Origin of the sequence: Pedobacter sp. MC2016-15 (assembly GCF_026239695.1) — a bacterium.
In the GTDB taxonomy this organism is placed as follows: Bacteria; Bacteroidota; Bacteroidia; order Sphingobacteriales; family Sphingobacteriaceae; genus Pedobacter.
In genome coordinates this window covers 376,780-403,667 of sequence record NZ_JAPIVS010000003.1, presented here as the reverse complement: position 1 = coordinate 403,667, position 26,888 = coordinate 376,780, and the positions used below count along the sequence as shown (strand labels likewise).

At 44.0% G+C, this 26,888-nt stretch carries 17 protein-coding genes; 5 read left to right on the top strand and 12 right to left on the bottom strand.

All coding sequences use genetic code 11. The features are described 5' to 3' along the window. Nucleotides 1-25: 25 nt before the first annotated feature. The 9 genes from OQY15_RS10640 to OQY15_RS10600 form a co-directional block, all read right to left on the bottom strand. A complete protein-coding gene (locus OQY15_RS10640) occupies nt 26-853 on the bottom strand; it encodes a helical backbone metal receptor (RefSeq protein WP_265791358.1) in 828 nt (275 codons plus the stop codon). Nucleotides 854-872: 19 nt separating this feature from the next. Continuing rightward, complete coding sequence (locus tag OQY15_RS10635; RefSeq protein ID WP_265791356.1) at nt 873-1,556, bottom strand: ABC transporter ATP-binding protein; 684 nt, start codon at nt 1,554-1,556, stop codon at nt 873-875. Between the two features lie 30 nt (nt 1,557-1,586). Beyond that, nucleotides 1,587-3,980: an ABC transporter permease gene (locus OQY15_RS10630; protein WP_265791353.1), complete on the bottom strand. Its 2,394-nt coding sequence runs from the start codon at nt 3,978-3,980 to the stop codon at nt 1,587-1,589. A 3-nt stretch (nt 3,981-3,983) separates the two neighbouring features. Next, nucleotides 3,984-6,350, bottom strand: coding sequence for an ABC transporter permease (locus OQY15_RS10625; protein WP_265791351.1), 2,367 nt, complete (start codon nt 6,348-6,350; stop codon nt 3,984-3,986). 1 nt (nt 6,351) lies between these two features. After that, nucleotides 6,352-8,724, bottom strand: a complete 2,373-nt coding sequence (locus OQY15_RS10620) for an ABC transporter permease (protein WP_265791346.1) — start codon at nt 8,722-8,724, stop codon at nt 6,352-6,354. Between the two features lies 1 nt (nt 8,725). Beyond that, nucleotides 8,726-11,098: an ABC transporter permease gene (locus tag OQY15_RS10615; protein ID WP_265791344.1), complete on the bottom strand. Its 2,373-nt coding sequence runs from the start codon at nt 11,096-11,098 to the stop codon at nt 8,726-8,728. A gap of 1 nt (nt 11,099) precedes the next feature. Beyond that, on the bottom strand, nt 11,100-13,466 hold the full coding sequence (locus tag OQY15_RS10610; RefSeq protein ID WP_265791341.1) for an ABC transporter permease: 2,367 nt from the start codon (nt 13,464-13,466) through the stop codon (nt 11,100-11,102). A gap of 89 nt (nt 13,467-13,555) precedes the next feature. Continuing rightward, the gene (locus OQY15_RS10605) at nt 13,556-14,254 is read right to left on the bottom strand and encodes an ABC transporter ATP-binding protein (protein WP_265791339.1); all 699 of its coding nucleotides are present in this window, start codon (nt 14,252-14,254) and stop codon (nt 13,556-13,558) included. A 24-nt stretch (nt 14,255-14,278) separates the two neighbouring features. Then, entirely contained in the window at nt 14,279-15,523 is a 1,245-nt protein-coding gene (locus tag OQY15_RS10600) for an HlyD family efflux transporter periplasmic adaptor subunit (RefSeq protein WP_265791337.1), read from the bottom strand. A gap of 171 nt (nt 15,524-15,694) precedes the next feature. On the opposite strand from OQY15_RS10600, the gene OQY15_RS10595 reads away from it, so the two are divergent. The 4 genes from OQY15_RS10595 to OQY15_RS10580 all read left to right on the top strand — a co-directional run bounded on the left by OQY15_RS10595 (nt 15,695) and on the right by OQY15_RS10580 (nt 20,479). Next, nucleotides 15,695-17,065, top strand: a complete 1,371-nt coding sequence (locus OQY15_RS10595; protein WP_265791335.1) for a sigma-54 dependent transcriptional regulator — start codon at nt 15,695-15,697, stop codon at nt 17,063-17,065. 3 nt (nt 17,066-17,068) lie between these two features. Further along, entirely contained in the window at nt 17,069-18,427 is a 1,359-nt protein-coding gene (locus OQY15_RS10590; RefSeq protein WP_265791332.1) for a HAMP domain-containing sensor histidine kinase, read from the top strand. Between the two features lie 22 nt (nt 18,428-18,449). After that, nucleotides 18,450-19,502 carry a ferredoxin--NADP reductase gene (locus OQY15_RS10585; protein ID WP_265791330.1) on the top strand — a complete coding sequence of 351 codons (1,053 nt, stop codon included), beginning with the start codon at nt 18,450-18,452 and terminating at the stop codon, nt 19,500-19,502. A gap of 113 nt (nt 19,503-19,615) precedes the next feature. Beyond that, entirely contained in the window at nt 19,616-20,479 is an 864-nt protein-coding gene (locus OQY15_RS10580; protein ID WP_265791324.1) for a PD-(D/E)XK nuclease family transposase, read from the top strand. Between the two features lie 58 nt (nt 20,480-20,537). On the opposite strand, the gene OQY15_RS10575 is transcribed toward OQY15_RS10580, so the two are convergent. Together OQY15_RS10575 and OQY15_RS10570 are read right to left on the bottom strand one after the other, a co-directional pair. After that, nucleotides 20,538-21,812: a glucose-1-phosphate adenylyltransferase gene (locus OQY15_RS10575; protein WP_265791320.1), complete on the bottom strand. Its 1,275-nt coding sequence runs from the start codon at nt 21,810-21,812 to the stop codon at nt 20,538-20,540. A gap of 13 nt (nt 21,813-21,825) precedes the next feature. Beyond that, nucleotides 21,826-23,232, bottom strand: coding sequence for a glycogen synthase (locus tag OQY15_RS10570; RefSeq protein WP_265791317.1), 1,407 nt, complete (start codon nt 23,230-23,232; stop codon nt 21,826-21,828). A 210-nt stretch (nt 23,233-23,442) separates the two neighbouring features. Between OQY15_RS10570 and OQY15_RS10565 the strand changes: the two genes are divergently transcribed. Beyond that, nucleotides 23,443-24,249 carry a hypothetical protein gene (locus OQY15_RS10565; RefSeq protein WP_265791312.1) on the top strand — a complete coding sequence of 269 codons (807 nt, stop codon included), beginning with the start codon at nt 23,443-23,445 and terminating at the stop codon, nt 24,247-24,249. 37 nt (nt 24,250-24,286) lie between these two features. Here OQY15_RS10565 and OQY15_RS10560 read toward each other — a convergent pair whose 3' ends face one another. After that, complete coding sequence (locus tag OQY15_RS10560; RefSeq protein WP_265791310.1) at nt 24,287-26,833, bottom strand: BamA/TamA family outer membrane protein; 2,547 nt, start codon at nt 26,831-26,833, stop codon at nt 24,287-24,289. Nucleotides 26,834-26,888 lie beyond the last annotated feature (55 nt).

Here is a 26,888-nt window from a genome sequence, read left to right as displayed (position 1 = left end):
CCTAAACCATTCATTTTAAGGACTATTATTTTAGTTTAGGCTGCAGTTGGAAATGATACTGCACCGCTTTTATCAGTCTGCTGCCATACCAGGAGAACATTTCGCCATCCACGAGCATGATTTCTACACCCGGAAGAGCCTGTTGTAACTCATCCATATGTTTTTCTCTGAAAGGGAAAGGTTCAGAAGACAGGAGAACCAGGTCAGGCTTCATCAGCGCAAGCTCCTCCAGACCGGTTACAGGATACCTGCTTTCAGTACTGATATTGCTGAGGCCGATTTTCATAAGGATATCGTTGATAAATGTCTCCCGCCCCGCAAGCATGTAGGGCTCTTTCCACATCAGATACGCTACTTTTTTATCAATTCCATGCTGCAGAGCCAGCGTCTGGAGGTCAGTAAAACCCGCCTTGATCAGATGATTCAGATAGGCCGCTTCAGGCTGCCTGTCTACGAGCTCTGCAATCTGGCTGATCATCTCCATCGCCTCTTCAAGGGTGCTCACGTCACTTAGCCATACCGGGAATTCCGCGCTCAGCAGCTCAATATTTTCCCGGGTATTTTCTTCCTTATTGCCGATGATCAAATCTGGTTTCAGACTCCTGATCAAGTCTATATCAAGCTTCTTTGTGCCCCCTATCTTTTGTTTAACCTTACACTGTGCTGCCGGATGGATACAAAATTTTGTGATCCCTATGATCTCTTCCGATAATCCAAGTTCAAACAACAGCTCCGTTTGTGAAGGTACCAGAGAAATGATCCGTCTTGGCGGATAGTTGATGATAACTTCCCTGTTGAGCTGATCAGTAAAAGTTTTGCGCATGACACAAAGATAAGTATCTGTTGTGATCATAATGTTATCAAATGAATTGTCAGCTCAGTACGCTCACATCTTCTTTGATCACTCCATCCAGTAAATGCAGGATACGCGATCCATAGCTTGCGTTCAGCTCTGAATGTGTCACTTGTATCACAGTAATGTTTTCTTCCTCATTGAGTTTTTTGAAGAGATCCATGATCTGCAGTGCCTGTGCCGACTGCAGATTCCCTGTGGGCTCATCCGCCAGAATAATGGATGGCTGGGCAGCCAGGGCACGTGCAATACCCACGAGTTGCTGCTGACCTCCGGAAAGCTGGTTGGGAAAGAGATCTTTTTTCCCGACGATATTGAACCTGTCAAGCATATCTGCCACACGGCTTTTCCTTTCTGAACTTCCTATCTTTTTATACAACAACGGAGCTTCAATATTCTCTGCGACGGTCATCTCATCTATCAAATGATAAGCCTGGAACACAAAGCCAATATGGTTACGGTAGAGCTCTATTCTTTTTCTTTCGTTCATGGATGTTACATCCTCTCCCATAAACTCATACGTACCATAAGTAGGTTCTTCCAGCATCCCCAGAATATTTAACAAAGTAGACTTCCCTGCACCTGAAGGCCCCATTATGGATACAAATTCCCCCTGATTGATGGTCGTGGTTACGTGTCTGAGGATATAACTTTTCAAGCCTTTGGCAGCGTAATATTTTTCTATATTTTGTAATGTGATCATTGGATCTGAGTTTGAATTTAAGGTATATATTTATTCGTATTTTAAAGCATCTACCGGATTTGTTTTTGCGGCTCTGTATGACCTCAGACTTACAGTTAACAAAGTAACGAGCATGGAGATCAGCATCGCGAGAACAAAAGGCCAGATATTCAGTTCAATTCTGTATGTATAACGTGACAGCCATTTGGATATAAAAATATAAGCTACGGGCCATGCCACCAGGTTAGCAATAAAGACCATGATGATAAATGAGGTATTCAGCATCCTGACAAGCTCAAATGTAGTTGCACCCAGCACTTTCCTGATGGCCATTTCCCTGGTCCGCTGTGTTGCAACAAAGGATACCAGTCCAAATAATCCAATAAAAGCGATGAAGATGATTACCGAAGCAAACACTTTGAACAAGGTACCCATCACCTGTTCACTTTCATAATAATGGTTGATATCTTCTTCCATAAAAGTAGAACTGAAAACATGGTTGGGAAATGTAGCATTCCACATCTTTTCTATATTTTTCATGACTGCGGGGATCTGCCGTGTATCCATCTTTACGGCAAGCATCTGTGAGCTCTTTTTACTGGAATACAGGATTACCGGCGAGATGGCTTCCCTAAGATTCATATTGTTAAAATCCTTCACTACACCTACAATCGGAGCCTTATATCTGCCACTGACTCTGATGATCTTGCCGATAGCCTCCTGCGGGTTGACGATGTTGAGTTTCTTCAGCACGGTCTCATTGACCAAAAATTCTTTGACCGTATCACTTTTGGAGAGCACCCTTCCTGCTACCATCTGCAGTTTGAAAGTCTTTACATAATCTTCATCAGCAGACTTTGAGTTAATTTGGAAATCCTCATCCTTGCTACTATTGTAGGCAAAGTTGGTTAGGTTATTGTCTCCGGATGAGGGTGCAGCGCTACAGAAGCTTGCAGACAATACACCTGGTATTCTAAGTATTCTAGCCTTCAGAATATCATGTTTGAGTATACTCAAACTGTCACCAGGAATTGAAGGCAGAGCGATCGCGGAGGCATTGAAGCCCAGCGGCTTCTCGCGCATAAATTGCATTTGTTTGAGCACGACGAGGGTTCCTGTGATCAGGATAATCGTGATGGCAAACTGCAGGACGACCAGTATTTTGCGCAGGGCTCCGCTACCGGCGTTGCCCATACTGACCTTGTTTTTAATGGCCAGAACAGGACTCAGACCAGAAATGATCAATGCCGGATAGAAGCCTGCCAAAAGCCCGACAAAGATCACGAGGCCAGTCATAAAGACCATAATCAGCGGTTGATCAATCAGGCTGAAAGATAACTTTTCTTTGAATAAGCCTGCTAAACTTGGCAAGGCTGCTTCGGTAATCACACAAGCCAGCAGTAAGGCGAAAAAGGTGAGCGTCAGTGTTTCTGTAAGAAACTGTAACACGAGGTCGCTGCGCCTGCTGCCCATCACCTTCCGTACACCAACTTCCTTGGAGCGGCTAACGGCTTGTGCCGTAGCGAGATTTACAAAGTTAATGCAGGCGGTAAGCATCAGAAACACACCGATAATTGCCAAACCCCAGATCTCTTTCATCCCCGTTGTTTTGTTCGAAAAGTTTCCGAAATTTTCATCCCGGTGAATCTCTGCCAGCGGCTGAAAGAATAAGTCTGATTTTGTTGTGCCCGAATCCTGATAATATTTTTTAAGGAAGGCTGTTTTTGGTGCATCAAGATCAGCAATACCCTGCCCCTCTTTCAACAGGATATAACATTCTGTACCGTCATTCACATTATTCCATTCCTTTAAGTTTCTGCTTTCAAAACCTGCGTATGAGATAGCGATTTTGATAGGATTGCTGGTGTTTTGCGGAATATCAGCAAATACCCCGGTTACTCTGAGATCGGTTTTATTATTGTAGTTGATGGTTTGCCCGACAGCCCGGTGCCAGTCGCCAAACAGCTTTACTGCCATCTCCTCACTCAATGCAACAGTATAGGGTTCTACCAGATCCTTTTGCGGATCTCCCTGCAGCCAGGGGTAATCAAAAAGTCTGAAGAACTCTGGTCCTACATAAAATGTACGTTCCTGGATTTTCAGTCGCTCTTTTCCCTGCGGGTCCTTCACTTTGATCACTCCCCCGCCCCGCTGCAGAATGGCGACATCCTCCAGCATGGCAAAGTCATTCCGCATGGCGGGCACCAGAGGCATAGGTACTCCTTTTGAAAACTCTTCTCCATCGGGATACTTCCAGTAAGACACCACACGGTAGATCCTGTCCTTTTTGGCAAACTGCTGGTTGTAACTCAGCTGGTACCTGATAAAAATAAATATCAGGATACAGCTTGCCATCCCTATGGAGAGACCTGCAATATTGATCAAAGTATAACCTCTGTTTTTCCAAAGGTTGCGCAGCGCGATTTTGAGATTGAGTTTAAACATAGTTTATTCGTATTTTAGAGCATCAACGGGATTTGCTTTGGCAACTTTGACAGACTGCACGCTTACGGTAATGATAGCGATGATCAACGAAAGCAACAGGGCAACAGCAAAGGGCAATACTGAAATGGAGACCCTGAAGCTGTAGGCGGATAACCACTTGTTGATGATCAGATAAGCAATTGGAAAAGCAATCAGGTCGGCAATTAATACCAGCTTGATAAAATCTTTGTTAAGCAGGGTCAGGATATTCATATTGCTTGCACCAAGCACTTTGCGAATGCTGATTTCCTTTTTTCTTTGTTCCGCCATAAAGAGCGCCAGCCCCAGTAAACCCAGGCAGGAAATGAAAATCGCAAATCCGCCAAACCAGTTGGCGATCGTGCCGAGTAGCTTTTCGGTCTGGAACTTCTGCTCAAAAGTATCATCCACAAATTTGCTGTCTAAAGGAAATCCGGGATTGATCTTCTCCGTCACCTCCTTTATGGTAGCCATTGAAGAGCTGATGTTCTGCTCAGTATTTAACCTTGCAATCAGCACTTCAACATCATCCATATTGTGATATACAATCATGGGTGCGGTCACAGCATAAGGATTCTCCATCACAATATCCCTCATGACACCAACGATAGTCACGGGCTTTCCCCAGAACTGGATAACGGTGCCCACAGGCTGTTTAAGCCCCATTGTTTTCACGGCAGATTCATTCACCATCACTGTCGAAGTATCCTTATATAAAGGTGAAAAATCTCTTCCGCTGATCATACCTGTGCCGATAGTTTTTGCGAAATCGTAACCAGCACTTCTGTGATTGAAAAGCACTTCCTCCTTCGCACTTTTTCCTGGCCAGCTTATACCAAAACTATTGTTCCCTCCTTCACTGATACTTCTGCTGAAGAAGGTAACATCACTCACTGCACCAGATTTCAGCAGCTCATCTTTGAGCAGCTGTCTCTTATGTTCACTCTTTCTGAGGTTACCCTGAAGCGGGAACTCCACCAGATTATTTTTGTTGTACCCGATCGACTTGCCCTTGATAAAGTTCAGCTGCTGATAGATCACGGCAGTACATACAATCAGGCATGCAGCAAATACAAATTGAAAAACTACGAGCACCTGTCGTACAGATAGGGTAGCCTTCCCTGTCATTTTAAATCCTTTTAAAACCTGTAAAGGCTCAAAGGAGGAAAGATAAAATGCCGGATAGCTTCCTGCAATAAAACCGGTGACCAACGTGAGACCTACAAAGACAGACCAGAATTTCCAGTCGGCATAATCGATAACCAAATCTGTTTGAAGCAAGTTATTAAAGTATCCCAGGGAGAGCTCAATCAGCACAAAAGCGACTACCATACCCAGTATTGAAAGAATAAAAGATTCCAGCATAAACTGGCCGATCAATGCATTACGCGAAGAACCAATTGCTTTGCGCACCCCTACTTCTTTCGCCCTTTTTTCTGAACGTGCGGTAGAAAGGTTCATAAAGTTCACACAGGCGATCAGGAGCAGACAGAACGCGAGCAGAAAAAAAATCCTGATCTGATCAATTTTACCACCCACGGATTTACCATTTATAAACTCACTGTATAAGTGCCATTTAGATAAGGGATGTAAAGTATAAAATCCAGTCGCACCTTTATCATGATTGGCTAAAAATGGCCTTACCAAAGCTTCAGCCTGACGATAATCTTGCCCCTTTTGTAGTTGAACAATGGTAAGACAAAAATTATTGCCCCATCCTGATTCCTTTACATATGGCATTTGGTTTTCCCAAAGAGCCCAAGTCAGCATATAATCAAACAGAATAGTACTGTTTTTTGGAAGGTCTGCTATCACAGCATCAACCTTCAGTTCTTCTTTATTATCCAGCTTTACAATTTTATTGATAGGGTCCTCATCTCCAAAAAGATTCTTTGCCATCGTTTCAGTGAGTATGATGGAATTGACCTCTTGTAAAGCCTTGGCGGGATTGCCTTTCAGAAATTTATAGGCCATAATCTTCAAAAACTGAGGATCGCTGTAAACTGCCTGTTTTCTGAAAGTATTTTGATTATAAGACAGCACCGCGGCCTGCGGGTAACTTGAATGGGAAGCCCGAACTACGCCTGATACCTTCGCCTCAATTTCAGGCGCCAGAACTCCCGGAGTCCATGCCCAGCTCATCGTACCAGAACTTGCCTTTTGATGCTGGTAAAGCACATAAGTATCTTCATAGTGCTTCGATTCTTTATCGTAGCTCCACTCATACGCCACATAGAGCAGCAGTATCATGCAGCTCGCCAGGCCAATCGCCAGTCCGCCGACATTTATCAAAGTATAACCTTTGTTCTTCCAAAGGTTCCTGAGCGCTATTTTTAAATTCAGTTTAAACATATCATTCGTATTTTAAGGCATCAACGGGATTAGCTTTTGCAGCTTTGTACGCCTGATAACTAACCGTTATCATTGCAATAGCAATAGTTGCAAGTGCAGCCAGGATAATCATTACCCAACTGATAGTGGTATGAAATACAAAGGTTTTCAGCCAGTTGTTCATCACATAATTAGCAACAGGAATGGCGATAATGATCGCCAAAGCCACCATCTTCAGGAAATTGAGCGACAATAATTGCATCAGACTCGACAACGAGGCACCCAGCACTTTGCGTACACCAATTTCTTTTGTCCTCTGCTCTGCGCTGTAAGCAGCAAGACCAAATAAACCCAGGCAGGAGATAAATATTGCCAGTCCACCAAAAACATTTGATAGCAAACCTAATATCTTCTGCGATTTGATTTTCTCTCCATACAGCTGATCAATGAATTTAAATTCTACGGGATAAGCCGGATTGATATCTTTAATAATCTTTTCCATCACCGCGAGATTTTCTGACATCGGATGAGCAGGATTAGGCCTCATTGTGACATAGCCACTCCAGTACTTGTTAAATGCCACGATTAAAGGTTCTTCCTTTTCAAAAGGAGCACCCCAGATAAAGTCCTCAAACACGCCGACGACAGTACAATCATTTCCCTGGTATTTTACAATAGTGCCAATCGGATGAACCAGATTCATCACTTTCACGGCCGACTGACTCAGCATCACTGCTGCTGTATCCGAAGGAAACTGACGGGAAAAATCCCTTCCTTCAACTACTTTGATACCGGTAGTTTTTGCAAAGTCGTAAGTAGTGGAAAGTTGATTAAACACCATATGCCTGTCTGTTTCCGTTGAACCCGGCCATTCCAGACCCCAGAAATTGGAATTATTATTAGACATAGTCCCCGATAGCTGACAGATGCTGGATACGGCGCCCGATTGCAGTAAACGTTGTTTCAAAAGTTCGAACTTACCTTCCAGCTGCCCGTCCTGAGCCAATTCCACCAGATCATTTACTTCATATCCAACCGGTCTGTCTTTCAGGTACTGTATCTGTTTGTAGATCACGGCTGTGGATATGATCAGGATCACCGCAAAACTAAACTGTACGACTACCAATACCTGACGCAGACTTACTGACCAGAACTTCCGACCAGGATTTCGCTTTTTCAGTACCTGTAGCGGGTTGAAAGAAGACAGGTAAAATGCCGGATAACTTCCTGCAATAATGCCTGTTGAAATGACTATCGCGATCAGGCTGATCCAGAGGTAAGGATTGGCATAGTTAATCCCCATCTTTATGCCCAGCAAGTTATTGAACAGTGGAAGGAATACCTCTACGAGAACAATTGCCATTACTGCACTACCTAGAGTTAAAACCAGCGATTCTATTAGGAACTGGCTAATGAGACTACCCCGCGTAGCACCAATAGTTTTTTTGATCCCTACTTCTTTTGCCCGTTTCTCAGACTTCGCGGTAGCCATATTCATAAAGTTGATACAGGCAATCAGCAGGATACCTATTGCAAGGCCCATAAAGAGGCGCAATTGCTCAATCCTGCCACCCGTGTTTTCTCCGCCGGTGAATTTACCATACAGATGCAACTTGCTGAACTGATACAGAAAGGGAGACGAAGTAGCGTCAGAAACGTGTTCCTTAATTATTCCCTTTATCCTATGATTCAGCGATTCGATATCGGAAGAAGGTGCCATTTTAACGAAGGTACTCCAGTTATTATTGGTCCACATTGGTCTTTTGACCCATTCGTACATACCCTCGAACAACGTCCATGGCATCAGATAGTCCAGTTTTATAGAAGTGTTTTCCGGAAGATCTTCGATTACCCCGGTAATTTTCAGGTTTACCTTATCTTCAAAGCGGACAGATTTATTGAGAACATCTGTTGTACCAAAGAGCATTTTGGCCATCGATGCAGTAAGTATGACATTATTTGGTGCATCGAGTGCCGTTTTCTGATCGCCGGCTATAAAATGATAATCAAATATTTTAAGGATATCAGCATCGGCGAAACGGCCTGTTTTTTTAAAGCTTTTTCTTCCGTTAGCAATAAGTCTCGGTTGTTCATCATCAAGGCGGCTCATGGCCTTCACGCTACTATACGTTTCTTTTAATGCGGGCCCAATTGTATTTGGTGTACTGTAGCCCACGCCGCGAATTTCACCATTGGTACCGTCAAACTTCACCAACACCCTATAAATATCCTTTGCGTCCTTTGCCTGTTTATCAAAGTTCCATTCATAAGACACATACAGCAACAGCAGTAAGCATGATGCCAGCCCGATGGCGAGGCCCGAAATATTGATCAGGGAAGCAGTTTTATTCTTCCACAAATTCCGCAGGGCGATTATAAAATTCAGTTTAAACATATCATTCGTATTTTAAGGCATCAACGGGATTAGCTTTTGCAGCTTTGTACGCCTGGTAGCTCACAGTGAGCAGGGCAATTGCGAGCGTGCCAAAGGCAGTGGCGATAATCACTACCCAGCTCACATTGGTATGGTAATCAAAGTCCTTCAGCCAGTTGTTCATCATATAGGTGGCCAGGGGTATCGAAATGATGATTGCAAATCCAACCATCTTTAAAAAGCTGACTGAGAGTAGCTGCAATAAACTGGCAACTGATGCTCCTAGTACTTTGCGCACACCAATCTCTTTTGTTCTTTGCTCTGCGCTGTAAGCAGCAAGTCCAAACAATCCCAGACAGGAAATAAAGATGGCAAGGCCTCCAAACATGTTCGAAAGCGTGCCCAGTACCTCTTGTGATTTCAATTTTTCGGCATACAGCTGATCCACAAAGCTGAGCTCCAGAGGATAGGCAGGATTGATGTCTTTCACCACTTTTTCTATTGTGGCCAGATTTTCAGCAACTGTATTGGCAGTATTTAAGCGCATCGTTACTACACCACTCCAGCCTTTCATAAAAGCTACCACCAGCGGGGTTTCCTTAGTTCCGGGAGCATCCTGTATAAAGTCTTCGAAGACGCCTACTACTGTAAACTTATTGCCATGGTACATCACTTGTTGTCCTATCGGGTCAGGCAAGTTCATCAATTTTGCTGCCGTACTGTTCAGCATTAAGGCAGCAGAGTCTGATGCGAAGTTTTCTGAGAAATCCCTGCCCGCAATCAATTTGATACCGTTAGTTTTTACAAAGTCATAGGTAGTGGCTATTTGTGAAAAATTGATACTTTTATCCGCTTCCGTAGAACCTTCCCACTCCATGTTGGAGAAAGAGGATGTGTGATGGGCAATTGTTCCAGAGGACTGATACAATGAAGTTACAGCACCTGATTTTACCAGGCGATCTTTGAGTAAATCAAATTTCCCATAGAGCTCTCCCTCCTGCGGCATTTGCACCAGTGTATTGATGTCATAGCCAACAGGGCGGTTTTTGATATACTGGATCTGTCTATATATCACCATAGTAGCAATGATCAGGACAATGGCAAAGCAGAACTGAGTTACCACCAGCACCTGGCGGAGATTAATGGTAAGCAATCCAGACCTGAAAGTACGTTTTCTCAGGATCTGAACAGGGTTAAACGCAGAGAGGTAAAAGGCAGGATAACTTCCGGAAATGAGACCTGTCAGTACAACAACACTAACAAGACCTGCCCAGATGGATACATTCGAGTAATCGAGGTTTAAACTGGTATCCAGCAGGTTATTGAAAACCGGAATACACAGCTCGATGAGCACAATAGCCAGCACCGAGCTCAGCACCGTCAGCACCAGAGATTCCATCAAAAACTGACTGATCAGGCTGCTGCGCGTGGCACCGATAGTTTTTTTGATGCCCACCTCTTTTGCCCTTTTCTCAGATTTTGCAGTAGCCATATTCATAAAGTTGATACAGGCAATCAGCAGAATCCCTATCGCCAGCCCCATAAACAAGCGCAGCTGCTCTATCTTCCCGCCTATACTCAGACCGTTTTGGAAGGTATCATACAGGTGTAGCCTGCTTAAAGGAAATATCAGTAGCTGCGCGTTTGCATTGGGGTTATGCCGGTGCATGAAATCTTTGATGCCTTGATTGAACTTATCCATATCAGTTCCCGGAACCATCCTCACGATGGTGTTGTAGTTAAAATTACCCCATGAAGGTTCTTTTATCCAGTTGTTCAGTGCTTCATCCAAAGACCAGGGCATCAGGAAATCAAAGGCCACAGAAGTATTCTTTGGAAGATCATTGATCACACCTGTTACTTTGAGGTCGATTTGATCATCGTAATGAACAGTTTTGTTAAGGACATCTGTACTTCCAAAAAGTTCAAGCGCAGTAGATGCGGTCAGAATAATACTATTGGGTGCAGCCATGGCGCTGCTGGCATCGCCCGCGGTAAAGCTGTACTCAAAAATGTTCAGGATATCAGGATCGGCATAACAGGCAGCTCTTTTCAGACTCTTCCGGCCATTCGCAATCAGCTTTTTTCCGGCCGCATCAATCCTTGCTGCAGCTTGGACCTCAGGATATTCCAGCTTGAACAAAGGAGCAATTGCATTTGTAGAGGCAAGCCAGGTGCCCGTGATTTTTCCGTTTGCATCTACATTGTTGACGATTACTTTATACGTATTGGAGGGATCTGCCGTCTGCCTGTCAAAGTTCCATTCATAGGCGACATAAAGCAGCAGCAACAGACAGGCAGCCAAACCAATAGCTAATCCGCTGATATTGATCAGAGAAGAAGTCTTATTCTTCCAGATGTTTCTTAACGCGATTTTGAAGTTTAGTTTAAACATATCATTCGTATTTTAATGCATCAACAGGATTCGCTTTTGCAGTTTTGTAAGCCTGAAAACTAACGGTGAATAAGGCGATCCCTATCGTACCAGCCGCCGCCAGCAGGATGACCACCCAATTCACCGAAGTATGAAACTCAAAACTCTGCAGCCAGTGGGACATGATATAATTTGCCACTGGTATGGAAATAATGATGGCAATCCCCACCATTTTTAAAAAGCTGAAGGACAAGAGCCTCATCAGGCTGCTTACCGACGCACCGAGGACTTTTCTGACGCCGATTTCTTTGGTGCGCTGCTCCGCGCTGTAAGATGCAAGACCAAAAAGCCCCAGGCATGAAATAAAGATCGCCAGTCCGCCAAAAAGGTTGGACAGGATACCCAGAACCCTTTGCTCTGTCAACTTCTTCGCATATAGCTCATCTACAAACGTGATATTTACAGGGTATGCAGGATTGATCTGCTTCACAATTTCTTCAATTAAAGCCAGGTTTTGAGCAGCCGGGCGTACCGGATTTAATCTCATGGTAACCACTCCGCTCCAGTCTTTATTGAAGTGCAGAATCAAAGGTTTTTCAGTGCTGAAAGGAGAGCCCAGTATAAAATCTTCAAAAACCCCAACAATCACATTCTTTTCCCCATGGTGACTTACAATCTGTCCTACAGGATTTTTCAGGTTCATTACTTTCATGGCTGAATGACTGATCAGTATGGCATTGGAATCAGAAGCAAATTTTGCTGAGAAATCTCGTCCATACAGCAATTTAACACCTGTCGTTTTTACAAATCCATAAGTGGTGGCAATCGTGTTAAAGCTGATGAGCTTATCATTTTCTGAGGAGCCCGGCCATTCGCAGCCGGCGGCACTTGAAAGCTCTTTTGTAATAGTTGTGGAGGACTGCAATACAGCTGTCACTGCACCTGATTCCAGCAGCCTGGATTTAAGCAGATCAAACTTGCCGTGCAATTCACCATCCTGCTCCAGCTCCACCAGATGATCAATCTGATAGCCTACCGGACGGTTTTTTATAAACTGGATTTGCTGATAGATTACCGTAGTGGCAATGATCAGAATAACCGCAAAAGCAAACTGCCCAACCACCAGTACCTGCCGCAGCGTGATGGCATATACGCCTTTGTGATTTCGCTTTCTGAAAATCTGAATAGGATTAAAGGAAGACAGATAAAATGCGGGGTAACTCCCGGCTATCAAGCCCGTGATGAGCACAACAGCAATTAACCCCAGCCATATCGATGCACTGGAATAGTTGATGTGCAAGTCGGTCCCCAACAGCGTATTGAAAAAAGGAATACACATTTCCATCAGGCCCATCGCCATCACGGCACTTAATACTGTCAATACCACAGACTCCATCAGGAACTGACTCACTAAACTGCTTCTCGTAGCACCGATCGTCTTCTTGATCCCTACCTCTTTAGCGCGCTTTTCAGATTTCGCTGTAGCCATGTTCATGAAATTGATACAGGCAATCAGCAAAATACCTATGGCCAGTCCCATGAACAGACGCAACTGTTCGATGCTGCCGCCAGTACTTATACCATTCTTAAACTCACCATACAGATGTAGTTTGCTGTAAGGATAGAAGAATGGAATCTTTAAACCAAACTGGTTCTTCTGATAAATATTTTTGATGGATGCATTCAGCTGCTCAACATTCGCTGAGGGGTCTGTCCTTACTAAGGTGGTGAAGCTGAAATTCTCCCAGTTCGACTCCTTTACCCAGGCAAACTGAGATTCGTAAACTGACCAGGGCATCAGGTAATCAAAGGACCTGGATAGATTTGCCGGCAAGTCTTTGATCACACCGGTAATTCTGAGATCCAGCTGGTTCTGAAAACGTACTGATCTGTTCAGCGCGTCAGTGGTACCAAATAAGAGTCGCGCAGTCTTTTCAGTAACGATCACACTATTTGGTGCATCCAGCGCTGTATTTTCATCGCCATGGATAAAGTTATATTTGAAAATGTGCAGGATGTCAGGATCAGCAAACATTCCATTTTTCTTAAAGCTGGTGTGATTGCCCGACAATAAAAAAGATGCTCCCCAGCTCAGCCTCGCTGCTGCTTTTACCCAACTGTATTTCTCTTTAAACATCGGCACCAGCATGTTGGAGGAACTCTGCCCGGTAGCTGTTACCTGACCATCCGAACCGATGTAGTTCATCATCACCTGGTAGGTATGAGCATCATCTTTTGTCTGCTTATCAAAGTTCCATTCGTAAGACACATACAGCAGCAGCAGTAGACAGGCTGCCAGGCCAATAGCGAGCCCACTGATATTGATCAGCGAGGAAGTCTTGTTCTTCCAGATGTTTCTAAGCGCGATTTTAAAATTCAGTTTAAACATAATGAAACGTTTTACCATCAGGGGCCGCCGGTGCTTTGAAGAACCCCAGACGAAACTTCAAAGGCACCAGCTACCTGAATGGCTATTTTCTAAATCAATTCCTCGGTGCGGCTTTTATTTATTTTTTCGGAGATCACATGTCCGTCCTTCAGGTTAATAATCCTGTTGGAAAAACTCGCGTCGTGCGAAGAGTGCGTAACCATTACGATCGTTGTCCCCTGTTCGTTCAGCTCACAAAGCAGCTCCATCACTTCATTTCCATGTGAGCTGTCCAGGTTTCCCGTAGGCTCATCCGCCAGTACCAGCTTTGGTTTGGTGACCAGCGCCCGTGCTACTGCAACACGTTGCTGCTGACCCCCTGATAATTGCTGAGGAAAGTGTCCGCTGCGGTTGACGATGTTCATCCTTTCGATAATCTCGTTGACCAGACGCTTGCGCTCCGTTGCCGGCACTTTGTTATAAATCAGGGGCAGTTCTATATTTTCAAATACTGTCAGTTCATCGATGAGGTTGAAGTTCTGGAACACAAAGCCCATATGCTGTTTACGGAAATTTGAACGCTGCTTGTCGTTCATCGTCAGCAGTTCTGTTTCCAGAAATTTGTAGCTTCCACTTTCAGGCTTATCCAGTAAACCCATCACATTGAGCAGCGTGGATTTACCACAACCTGAGGGTCCCATAATGGAGACAAATTCACCGGCTTTGACATGCAAGTTTATTCCGTTCAGTGCAGTAGTTTCTATTTCTTCCGTCTTGTATACTTTCTCCAGATTCTCAATTTTTATCATGATGATCTTATTTATAATTTTTTCTTATTTATTGACTTCAATTACATCGTATTGGTTGAACTGGTCGTAGGACGAGGTAATCACTTCCTCATTCTTCTGCAGTCCTTCCATAATTTCATAGTACTGGTAGTTTTTACGTCCGATCTTCACATTTCTCTTCTGTGCCTTACCGTCTTTCAGCACAAATACCCATGCGCCGCCGGTACTCTGAAAGAATTGTCCCTGAGCGAGCAGCAGCGATTTGCTGTTGTCAGACAGGGTGAGCTTTACCTGTAAAGATAAGCCCCTGCGGAGTTCTTCGGGAGATTTTCCCTGGAAAACCATCTCTACCTGAAACTGTCCTGCAGTAACTTCAGGAATCACCTTGCTCACCCGCAGTTCATAGGTCTTACCATTGAACTCACAGTTGGCAGTCTGCCCCTCTTTCACCCTGTTTACATAGTATTCATCCACCCCTGCCTGAAGTTTATAACCCTGCAATACATCGATCTTGCCGAGCATCTCATTCGCCGTATACGATTTCCCTACAACCGGATCGTAAGATGACAACCGCCCTGAAACAGGAGCCTTGATCGTCATGTTTTCAATGTTCTCGCGGATAGATTCCAGGCTTTCATTCATGCGGCCTACAGAGAAATCAATTTGTTTCAGCTGCATGATCCGGCTCTGGTTCTCCTGTTTTACCGCCTGTTTCATGATCTCTTTACGGCCTTTGTTATACTCATAATCCTGAGTCGAGGTGTTAAACTCTTCTCTGGTAATCACCTTTTTGGCAAAGAGCGCACTGTCAATTCTGTACTTCCGTTTTGCCGTCCGCAGCGCATCTTCGATGACCATCATGTCTTGGGTCATGACCCTTTGGTTCTGCTCCAGGTCCAGGCGTACCTTGCGCAGCTGGTTCTGCTGCTCAATGATACCCGTTTCGCTGGTAGTATATCCTGAAAGTGCATGCGGGTTGGCGATCCTGAGCAATGGAGTGCCCTTGGTTACACTGGCTCCGTTTTCTACAAAGATCTCTGCAACAGTCCCTCCTTCTGAAGAACTCACGATGACAGAAGTTAAGGGTACTACACTGGCATTTAACAGTACTACGTCTTCAAAATCACCGTACTGAACTTTGCTGATGGTTAGCTTACCGGCATCAGCCCTGTATACTTTGCTCAGGGATAATTTATAACCGTAGGCTACCAGCGTAACCAGCAATATACCTCCGATGGTCATCAGCACCATCTTTTTACTAAACCTCTTTTTCTCTATGATCTTATCCATTGCCTAATTCGTTCTGCTTCCCTTGTGCCAAGGATATGCCAAAGAAAAATAAAGCACTTAAGACACTATAATTCAATACATTAATAAATTATCATAAAAAATAGCGTTCGTTATCGGACAGTTAATGTACAACATCGGACATTTCAATTATTTTTGGATAAATCTTATAAAATGACAGAAGCAAACGTTTTAGTGATTGATGACGATGATGACATCCTACTGAGTGCAAAACTATTTCTGAAACAGCACTTTAACCAGGTTGTCACCTGCAAATCCCCCAAAGAGATCAATGTGCTGTTGAGCCACAATGAGATTGATATTATCCTGCTGGACATGAACTATCAAAAAGGTGCCAGTGACGGTCGCGAGGGTTTGTACTGGCTTGAACATATCTTATCAATTGATAAAGACTATGTAGTGATACTCATGACCGCCTATGGAAATGTAGAGCTTGCTGTGCAGGCCATCAAAAAAGGAGCTGTAGATTTTATCCTGAAACCCTGGGAGAACGATAAGCTGTATGCTACCCTTTCGGCAGCTTCCAAACTCCGTCAGTCTACCAAGAAGGTAAAAAAACTGGAGAAGATCCATTCCTCCCTGCAAAACGATATCGCAAGGAAGTTCGAAAATATTATCGGCAGCTCAGCGCCCATCAAACAGCTGCAGCACACCCTGGTTAAAGTTGCCCCTACCGATGCTAATGTGCTGATCCTCGGAGAAAATGGAACCGGAAAACAGGTTTTTGCTTATGAGCTGCATAAACACTCTTTGCGAAAAAACCATATCTTCATGCATGTCGATCTTGGATCGCTGAATGAAAACCTGTTTGAAAGTGAACTCTTTGGCTATGCAAAAGGTGCTTTTACCGATGCAAGAGATGACCGCCCGGGAAGGTTTGAGCTGGCCGACAATGGTACAATTTTCCTGGATGAAATCGGCAATCTCTCCCTGCCGCTGCAATCGAAATTGCTGACGGTACTGCAAAACCGTACAGTCACCAGGATTGGAGAAAGCAAAGAACGTAAAGTCAACGTACGACTGATTACCGCTACCAACATGCCACTTAATGAAATGGTAGGAAAAGGAACCTTCAGACAAGATCTGCTGTTCAGGATCAATACCGTTGAGCTGATGCTGCCGCCGCTGCATGAGCGCGCTGAAGATGTCCTGCTGCTGGCTAACCATTTTCTGCAGACTTTTAGCGTTAAATACCATAAGGGCATCAGCCGGATAGATGATAAGGCCGGCAAAACCTTGCTGAATTACCACTGGCCCGGCAATGTAAGGGAGCTGCAGCATGTCATAGAAAGGGCTGTGATTATGGCTGACGGGCATGAGATCACCGAGACTGACCTGCAGCTAAGTCCGCAGCGTTTTGGCAGTGCAACACCTGTAACCGCAAACATGGACCTGGAAGAGATGGAGAGAATGATGGTGCAAAAGGCCATAGATACACATAAGGGAAATATATCGCGTGCAGCAGCAGAACTTGGGCTTACCAGGGCCGCTTTATACCGCAGGATAGAAAAATTTGGACTATAGCCTATGTTTTACGAGCGTTTTACTTTCAGGCTGATTGTTAAGCTACTCTTCATCAATTTACTGGGAGGGCTACTGCTTTACCTGGTGTTGAAAACACGACTTTGGTTTACCATTGCCGGGCTATCACTCCTGATGGTGATGGCTATTTTTTCCCTGTATAGTTATATCAACCAGATCAGGTCTGATATCAAACGCTTTATTCTGGCGATCAAAACGCGCGACCATACGCTGAATTTTAAAAACAAAAGCACCAGGGGAAGTTTCCCCGACCTCTATAGTTCTTTTGATGAGATCATCAAAACTCACAGAGATATCCAGCTGGAGCAGGATGCCATGTTTCAGCTGATTAAAACCATCCTGCAGCAGGTTCCTGTAGGGGTAATTGTGGTCAAGGAAACCAAGAACAGTGCCGGACAGATAGAAATCGCTTTTTTTAACGAGGCGGCAACGCTACTGCTCAATGTGCCTGCCTACAAGTACTGGCACAGGCTCAAGGAACACCTGCCGGTATTTACAGCAGAAATTGAGCATATCCGCAGAGGAGGAAAAAGATTTCTGGAATTAAAGATACAGGAGAAACTGATCCAGTTGTCTACAGAGGTAATCCCACTGAACCTGTATGGGGCAGATTACACCATTATCTCCTTTCAGAATATTAAGGATGAGATTGAGCAAAAGGAGATTGAGGCATGGAACAGGCTCATCGGGGTGATCTCTCATGAGATACTCAATTCTATTACCCCAATCAGTTCACTTTCCGACACCATCAACAGCATGGTGATCAATAAAGAATTCCTGAGCAAGGAGGATCTCGAAGACCTCAAGCCGGCGATACAGACGATCAAAAGAAGATCAGAAGGTCTTCTGGGCTTTGTGAAGGACTACAGGTTGATTGCTGAGCTGCCTACTCCGGAACTAGAGTTCCACAGTATCGGCGGGATACTGCAGCATATACAAGTGCTGATGCAACCTTTCGCTGCGGCAAAGAACATCAGGCTGCAGGTGGGACAAACCTCATCAAAGATCAGCGTGAATGTAGACCTCAAGCTGGTGGAGCAGGCATTGATCAACCTCGTAACGAACAGTATCCATTCTCTGGAAGGAATTGAACAGCCACTGATCGCGATTGACTACCGGCTGGAACAAAATAAGCTGTTTATCGATGTGGAAGATAACGGCAAAGGTATAGATCCTGACCTGCTGGAGAAGATATTTGTGCCCTTCTTTACCACCCGGAAAAATGGATCCGGCATCGGGCTGACCATCACCAGGAACATTATGAAAATGCATTATGGGAGTCTGGAAGTGAGTTCAGTGCCAGGTGAAAAGACAATCTTCTCGCTGGTGTTCAATTATGTTTAAAGGAAATCAATAGATTTGTGCAATGACCACAATACAGTTACGTATCACAGAAATTTCCCAGCAGCCCGGTGACAATGTTTTTATTCAGTTAGCCACTATTGATGGTCTCATGCCTGTTTATGAGGCGGGGCAATTTCTTACTGTTCTGTTTAAGGTCAATGGAAAAGAAATCAGACGCTCCTATTCCATCTGTAGTTCTCCCGATGTGGAAGAGCCGTTGAGTATTGCGGTGAAGCTGGTTGAAAATGGAGAAATTTCCAAACACCTGCATCATAAAACTGCTGTCGGCGATATCCTTACCGCTTTGCTTCCCAACGGGGAATTTACCTATCATCCTGTTGAGGAGATCAAACGCACTGTATTTCTTTTTGCAGCGGGCGTAGGCATCACTCCGGTATTTTCTATTTTAAAAACAGCACTGGTTAAAGAGCATCAGTCCAGGATAGTACTGATCTATAGTAATAAATCACAGTCCGGCACCTTATTCTTTGACGAGCTCAACGACTGGCAGCAACGTTATCCTGAAAGATTCAAGCTGATCTTCCTGTTTAGCGATGCCAAAAGATTACAGTTTGCCAGGTTAAATGGCTTTCTGATACAGGATCTTGTTGCTGCCAATCTTGAATACGACCAGTCGGACGCCCTTTGTTATACTTGTGGCCCCATCGATTACATGGTGATGTGCCGTATTTCATTACTGGCCATGGGTTACCGTCTGGACCAGATTAAAAAGGAAACTTACTTTATTCCTGAGGATGAAGCAGACGACGACGACATGACCGAAAAAGAAGTAAGAGATAAAAACACGTATACGGTGGTGCTCGACTTTGAGGACAATATCTATCAGCTTGAGGTTCCTTACTACAAGAGAATTCTGCAGGTAGCGCTGGAGCATCACATCAATGTACCTTACAGCTGCCGGGCAGGTATCTGCAGTTCTTGTGTAGCCACCTGTACTTCCGGCAATGTAAGAATGGATTATAATGAGATACTGACTGATGAGGAAATTGCGAACGGAAGGGTACTGATCTGTACCGGACATCCCACAGTAAACAACACACGAATAAAAATATAATTAAACTATCAAAACATAATAACGGTAAATTTTAAATATTTGTTAATTTTAAAATAAATTAATTTGCCTTTAATAAATAAACGGAATTACTTTTGGCATCTAATTTTAAAACTATGTCAGAAAAAACCAACCGTTACATTGACCCACTATCAGATTTTGGGTTTAGCTATTTTTTCGGCACCGAGCTGAATAAAAAGATCCTGCTTAAATTTCTAAATGCAGTTTTTGAAGGAAAAAAAGAGATTGCAGATCTGGTCTTTAACCATTTTGAAAATGACAATGACGAGGATACAATATCCAATTTGCTGTGCACGGAAAAGAATGGGCAACAATTTACTGTTATGCTCTGCAAAGTGGAGCAAAAATCCTTTCGCAAAAGCTCCCGGGAGTTTATCTCCAGGTATTTCAGAAAACTGGCAGACAAACACTCAACATTTGGCCAGCCGGTAAATCAGCACTATATGATCGGATTGCTGGACTTTAGTTTTGGCGACTGTGAGCCGACATACTACAGGGAAATCAGTTTTAGTAAAGTGGATAAGAAACTGGAGCCTGCAGGCCAGATAGGTTTCAGATTCCTCGAAATTCCTGAATTTTACAAACCCGGAAAAGAGCTGCAGACAGATCTTGATAAATGGTTCTACCTGCTGAAACATCTGCACCGCTGGAGTAAAGTACCTCAGTGGATTGAGGATGAACAGTTCAAAGATGTATTTATCGCCGCAGAACTTTCTGGCCTGACACCTGACCAACGTACAACTTACGCTACTGAACTGAAAAATAAGAGAAACAGTTTTGAGCTGTACCATCCGGAGGAGGCTGCAAATGATGCTATGCGGAAAGAACTGGAAGAGGGCAATCTTGATATTGAATCAAAAGAATATTTTCTTGAGGTATTCAGAATGGGTTACGAAGAGGGATTTGATGACGGTATGATGGAAATTACCCACGAATTAGGCAGCATGTTCAGCCGATAAAGACGCATAAAAAAAGGGATGTTTATGATAAACATCCCTTTTTTAATCAGCTTTAGGATTAACCTATTACTGTACCGTTTGAAATGATCGCACCTTTTTTCACGACCACAATTCCATCCTTAACAGCATAGGAAGGGAAATCCCCGTCTGCCATATGCTCACCACCGGTTATTTGTACATCGTTACCTATCCTGGCATTCTTATCAACGATCGCATTGATAATTCTGCAGCGGTCGCCAATTCCGATCAGCGGGTTCCCTTTTGAATTTTCTTCCGCTATTTCTCCAAGCGTCTGATAGCGGTCGCTACCCATGATATAGGCATTTTCAATGGTCGTACCGTTACCAATCCGCGAACGGATACCAATTACAGAATGTTTGATGTAATCTGCATTGAGAATACAGCCTTCAGCAATCACAGCCTTATCCAGTGAGGAACTTAAGATCTTTGTTGGCGGCAACATACGCGGACGCGTAAAGATGCTCTGATGACTGTCAAAAAGGTTAAACTTCGGAATATCATCAGTCAGCCCGAGGTTAGCCTCAAAGAACGAACAGATGTTTCCTATATCTGTCCAGTAACCTTCGTACTGGAAGCTCAGCACCTTCTGCTCCTTCAGCATTCTCGGAATAATTTCTTTGCCGAAATCCTTTTCATCAGGATTTTCTGCGAAGATCCTCAGCAGCAAGTCACGGTTAAAAATATAGATACCCATCGAGGCCAGGTAATTTCTGCCTTCAGCCTGCATTTCGGGTCCTGTATCGGATGCCCAATCTACCAGTAGCTCTGAACTTGGCTTCTCTATAAATGAAGTGATAATATTGTTTTCATCAGCTTTCAGGATACCAAAACTTGTAGCATCTTTTGCCGTACTGGGAATTGTTGCCAGCGTAACTGCAGCACCACTTTCTTCATGGGCAAGCAACATCTCATTGAAATCCATCTGATACAGCTGGTCACCCGACAGGATCAGCACATATTCAAACTCGTGCTGCAACAAATGGTGCATTGTCTGTCTTACAGCATCGGCCGTTCCCTGAAACCAGGTAGGGTTATCAGGTGTCTGCTCCGCAGCAAGAATATCCACAAACGCATCACTGAAATGACTGAAGTAATAGGTGTTCTTAATGTGTTTGTTTAATGATGCAGAGTTAAACTGCGTAAGCACGAACATACGGTGTATACCAGAGTTCAGGCAGTTGGAAATAGGGATATCTACTAAACGGTATTTCCCTGCGATAGGAACTGCCGGCTTTGAACGTGTTTGGGTCAATGGTGACAACCTGGAGCCCTGACCACCGCCAAGAATAACTCCTAATACTTTTTCAGTCATATAATTATTAAATTTACATTTGGTATGTATCTATATATTGTTGGGCTGCCTTATCCCAGGAATGATCCAGTTGCATACTATATTTAAGGATACCCTTCATTCTTTTTTTATCCTTGTAAAGCTCATAAGCCCTTCCCATTGCCTGACCAACATCCCAAACGCTGGTTTGGTCATGACAAATTCCAAATCCCCCGTCTCCGATATCTGTTACGGTATCTCTCAATCCACCGATCCTCCTCACGATTGGAACAGTTCCATATCTTAAGGCGTACATCTGGTTAAGTCCGCAGGGCTCAACCCTCGATGGCATCAGCAGGAAATCTGCTCCCGCATAAATCTGATGAGACAACTTTTCATTGTACCCGATGTAAGCATTATAATTACCTGAAAACCACTGATGAAGTTCTGATAATTTCCTTTCCACCACCGGGTCACCTGACCCCAAAACAAGAATATTGATATTTCCCCTGCTATGCGCAAGTGCATTGTGAAAAATATCCGGTAACAAATCCGCCCCCTTCTCACCTACAAGTCTGCCGATAAAAGTAAACAGTGGTTTTGAGGGGTCCAGGTTAAAAACAGCACATAAGGCCGCTTTGTTTGCTTTCTTGCCACTATCTACTGTCCTAAGATTGTAAGTTTTTTCCAGCATAGGATCTTTTGCAGGATCCCAGACCTCATTATCTATGCCATTGAGGATGCCAGAAGATTTGCCACGTTCCCACCTGAGCAGGCTTTCGAGGCCATTGGCTTGCTGACTTAATTCATCGAGATAACTTGGGGAGACGGTAGTTACCCGCCACGCACATTTTATAGCTGAAGCGAGCGGATTGATGGCATTTCTCCATTCCAGTAAACCCGACTTCCAGAGATCAAAAGCAGGCAGATAATGTAATTTATCCCATCCAAATTGTCCCTGATACTGGGCGTTGTGGATAGTGAGTATCGTTGGTATCTGGTTCAGATCTTTATAACGCTCACAATTTGCGGTCATGAATGGTACCAGGCCAGTATGGTGGTCGTGGCAGTGGATGACATCAGGACGGTGTTCCCACTGATTGATCCAGTCGAGCACTGCAATCTGGTAAGCCAGGAAACGCTCGGTATCATCACCGTATCCATACACGCCTTCCCTATCCATTAATCCTGTAATCTGAACGAGATACAGGTCAAACCCCAGTTTATTGGTTTTTTCCCTGAGGATACGTACAGGAAATGCCTGACGTCCCAGATTAACCCAGGCATCATAGACCACTTCAAACTCGTTGTCCCATAGAAAACGGTTGTTGTAAGCCGGCATGACCACTTTAGCAAAGTGTCCGAGTTTATTCTGATATTTTGGCAGAGCACCAACAACATCGCCCAGTCCGCCAACCTTGGCGACCGGATAACATTCTGCACTCAAGTGAATTATTTCCATAATAATTTTAAAGATGGGGGGCAAAGAAACTGAACAAAATTTGAGATCAAAATATGAGTTATAACCGGATAAAACGACATTTTGTTTGATTATTTTAAAATAAACCTGCACGGAATAAAAGAATATGAGGGACGATTTTTTTTAAATAAATAACCAACATTCATACAAACGGGATTAAGTTAGAAATCAATTAACTTAACTATTACGAATATGAAAATTTATCTAAAAATTCTTTCGGTATTCCTCGCTGCAGGATGCCTCCTGCCAATAGCATGTAAAAAAGATGTTCAGCAATCTGAGCAGATTCCCGGTGCAGCAAACCCCGTCATTGTCCAACCTCAAAACAGGTTAGTTCCGACCAGCATGGGTACAGGATCAGCAAAAATGACATTTAGTTACACCACGGATTTTTCCCTTAACAAGATTGAGTACGGAGATGGCAGCAGTACAATATTAGAACTTAGTGCCTCTGGTCAGCCTGAAATGTTCCATTATTATACCGGGGCGAAGGAAACCGCTTTCACCCAATATAAAGTAGATGATAAGGGGCGGATTATCAGGGGCACAAAATACAAACCCTCGCCTGCCGGCGCCACCATGCTAAGCAAATTTGAAATATCCTATCAGAGCGATTCCAAAATCGCTACAATCAGTTACTACGTGACGGAAAATGAACGCGAAAAATTCAAAGGTACCGAGAAGAGAGTTTATGCTGACAATGGGAACCTCTTAAGTGAACAGAGCGATAGTGGGATTGTGCGGGCAAATTACAGTTATGATGATAAAAACGGGCTGTTCAAAAACGTGAGGTATAGCTGGCTATTTGCCATTGAAGCACAGAACAACCTATTTCATTCTTCGGTGAATAATATCAGCGCCAGTACTTATCCCCTGGCCCCTTCGGGTGATCAGTTCTTTGCCTATACCTACAACGCAGATCAGTACCCCGAGACCATCAGTTCACAGATCAGCGGCACAAAGCTGAGCTACAAAGTATCCTACAAAACCCTTAAGTAAGTCTGATTGGTATTGCCTGCAGAGGCAATACCAATTTTTAGAAGTTAAATCCAACAGAAATATAAGGCAGAGTACTTTCTTTGGATATTCCAACCGCAGCCTGAATCAGGATCAGTTCAGCGGGCACAATGTATATACCACCGCCATAAGCGTAATGCCATTTATCCGAAGACTGGCCCGGATACCATACCCTGCCTACGTCATTGAATGCCAGTACTCCCAGTGACCCCGGAACAATGTAGGAAGCAAAATCAAACAGTTTCATCCGCAGATCAAGACTTTCATAAGCCATAGTCCTGCCGGAAAAACGGTTGCTGTGATAGCCGCGGAGATTGTGAACACCACCTAGCTGCATAAGCTGAAAGTATTCTGGGTTGCCAAATGTAGTGCCACCACCTACACGGTTTGCGATGACAAAACCACCTTTGCCGGGATTAAAATACGCACGGAACTCCGTCTGCAGCTTACCATAGCGGTCGTAGTCGCCATTGAGCTGCTGACTTCCTGAAATCCTGGTGTTCCAGTACAGCCCTTTTTTAGGAATTGCCGCATTATCTCTCGAATCGTAATTAATCTGAGTAACAAGGCCCAGGTAAGACTGGTCATTAAAAACAGCTTCTTCAGGATTAGTGAGATCAAAATCTTTAAGGAACCTTTCATCATTTGCAGCTCTGCTGCTGGTATAGTATTCTGTTGTTAAACCTGCGCCAATGGTCCATTTATTCAGATTTTTGTACAACTGAAAATCGGCAGTAAAATAATCATAGCGGTTCCTGTAATAAGAAATCCCCCTGTCGATCTCATCATCTTCACCTGGTCCTTCGATGTCGTGCTGAATAAATGCCGTTTCATTACCCAGTCCGAAGAAGTTACTCAGGTTATGGGGTCCCAGCAATTGCGCATTGATTTTAAAATTATAGTCGCCGACTACCTTTTTAAAATCTCCGTTATAGCTGAGGATAAATGCCTTTCTACCGGTGGAGTAATCTACCCAGAACTCCTGTTTGGAGCCATATGGATATTTTCTGAAACCCTGCTTTTGTATAATCAGGCCTACTCCAGGCTGAATACCGCGGTCGACACTGTAATTGAGATGAAACAGTGGACCAAACTGGTCATAGATATAATTGAATTTATGCTGGTTGACAGCCGTGTCTTTAGACAAACGCAGTTTTGCCACTGAGGAGGCAGGCAGTACATTCTCCTCATCTATGCGGTCGTAAACATAGGTTTTTGCCCTGGCATCAAGGTCTGGATTTACCTTAAAAGTATCTTTATCATCTCCCCCTACCAGTCGCACGGTAATCGGGGATTTTGTTTTCCCTTTCACATCAAATACATCCTCACCCGCCATGCCATACAGCCTGATTTCTTGTGTAAGTCTATGGTCGAAAGTACGGTGATAGACTTTCCTACCCTTATCACCATCCTTTTTGATATTGTTGATTGTTACTTCAATATCTCCATCTTTCTGATGTTTGATTTCAAAGTACTCCTTTTTGCCGGAAGTAGTAATCTCTACAGTTTTTGATAAAAAGCGGTAGTAGTCGAGCGCCGTTTTATTAAGGTTATCCTTTCTGGCAATCATGATTTTGAGTGTTTCCTCACCTCCCTGGGCAAATATATCAGCAGGAATTTTCTTCATTGCCTTACGTAATTCCTCATTCGTGATTTTACCCTGCACATATTTCAGCTCCTCTCTCCAGTCCTTTTCTGATAGTGCATTCAGGAAATACCGGTCAAAGTTCTGCTGATTGAAATTGTACTGATCAATCGCTCTGATTTCAGCCTGATAAGGCTGTAAGTTAGCTTTGAGCCATTGATGTGAAAGCACCCATGGCAATACGCCTGAGGTACTGTAAAATACCTTATCACGATCTTTGGGGACAGGGATATAAACCTTATCTCCTTTTTTATCTTCTTCCTTTAACCAGCGCCAGTTATCTTCATGCCGGTCCCAGTCGCCAATAATAAAATCCAGCAGTCTGGCCCTGAGCAGAAGTTTCTGATCTACATAGTGATCATTATCTTCCTCGAGCTTGCGCTCAACCTTCAGCGTATTATCACTTTCCTCCCGGCCTATTGGCGACCGTTCCTCAATGAGATATACAGCATTGGCAAAATCTTTTCTATATTCCTCCAGGCCGGGGTCATCCCCCACATAGACCACTTCCGGATGCGCATGGGGAATGTCCAGCAGGTCTGCCAGTGGCGGCACGATCAATGATCCAAAAGGATGATTGGTAGCAATCTGGTCCTGTACAATATCTTTGGCAATTGTTGCCCTCAGGTTTTCCGGCAAGCCTCGCTCGGGGTATTTCTGAACAGTCCTCAGTGCCCATTCGGTGCCCGAGGCATCCTTCAGTTGCAGGGAACGCGTTTGATTTCCGCCACCCAGTTTCAGGATCTTCATCCCTCCTCTTTCTTTCTGGAGATCTATGATCCTTATTTTGACAGGCGTTGCCCAGAGTTTTCGGTAGCTCTCACCAAAAAAAAAGCGGTGTGCCTTACTTACAGAGTCGTAAACGGGAGAGATAGCAATGGTGATCGAGTCCCTGCTCTGAAACTGCTGGGCTACAGCCATACAGGGCAAGCCTGTATAAAAGACAATCGCCAATAAACTAATCTTAATCTTCCTG

Bases quoted from the DNA above. Each gene is read 5' to 3' on its own strand.
- OQY15_RS10635 (WP_265791356.1), bottom strand. From the start codon at position 1,556: ATGATCACATTACAAAATATAGAAAAATATTACGCTGCCAAAGGCTTG.
- OQY15_RS10615 (WP_265791344.1), bottom strand. From the start codon at position 11,098: ATGTTTAAACTAAACTTCAAAATCGCGTTAAGAAACATCTGGAAGAAT.
- OQY15_RS10610 (WP_265791341.1), bottom strand. From the start codon at position 13,466: ATGTTTAAACTGAATTTTAAAATCGCGCTTAGAAACATCTGGAAGAAC.
- OQY15_RS10570 (WP_265791317.1), bottom strand. From the start codon at position 23,232: ATGGAAATAATTCACTTGAGTGCAGAATGTTATCCGGTCGCCAAGGTT.
- OQY15_RS10585 (WP_265791330.1), top strand. From the start codon at position 18,450: ATGACCACAATACAGTTACGTATCACAGAAATTTCCCAGCAGCCCGGT.
- OQY15_RS10640 (WP_265791358.1), bottom strand. From the start codon at position 853: ATGATCACAACAGATACTTATCTTTGTGTCATGCGCAAAACTTTTACT.
- OQY15_RS10620 (WP_265791346.1), bottom strand. From the start codon at position 8,724: ATGTTTAAACTGAATTTTATAATCGCCCTGCGGAATTTGTGGAAGAAT.
- OQY15_RS10580 (WP_265791324.1), top strand. From the start codon at position 19,616: ATGTCAGAAAAAACCAACCGTTACATTGACCCACTATCAGATTTTGGG.
- OQY15_RS10630 (WP_265791353.1), bottom strand. From the start codon at position 3,980: ATGTTTAAACTCAATCTCAAAATCGCGCTGCGCAACCTTTGGAAAAAC.
- OQY15_RS10565 (WP_265791312.1), top strand. From the start codon at position 23,443: ATGAAAATTTATCTAAAAATTCTTTCGGTATTCCTCGCTGCAGGATGC.
- OQY15_RS10605 (WP_265791339.1), bottom strand. From the start codon at position 14,254: ATGATAAAAATTGAGAATCTGGAGAAAGTATACAAGACGGAAGAAATA.
- OQY15_RS10595 (WP_265791335.1), top strand. From the start codon at position 15,695: ATGACAGAAGCAAACGTTTTAGTGATTGATGACGATGATGACATCCTA.
- OQY15_RS10600 (WP_265791337.1), bottom strand. From the start codon at position 15,523: ATGGATAAGATCATAGAGAAAAAGAGGTTTAGTAAAAAGATGGTGCTG.
- OQY15_RS10575 (WP_265791320.1), bottom strand. From the start codon at position 21,812: ATGACTGAAAAAGTATTAGGAGTTATTCTTGGCGGTGGTCAGGGCTCC.
- OQY15_RS10560 (WP_265791310.1), bottom strand. From the start codon at position 26,833: ATGGCTGTAGCCCAGCAGTTTCAGAGCAGGGACTCGATCACCATTGCT.
- OQY15_RS10590 (WP_265791332.1), top strand. From the start codon at position 17,069: ATGTTTTACGAGCGTTTTACTTTCAGGCTGATTGTTAAGCTACTCTTC.
- OQY15_RS10625 (WP_265791351.1), bottom strand. From the start codon at position 6,350: ATGTTTAAACTGAATTTAAAAATAGCGCTCAGGAACCTTTGGAAGAAC.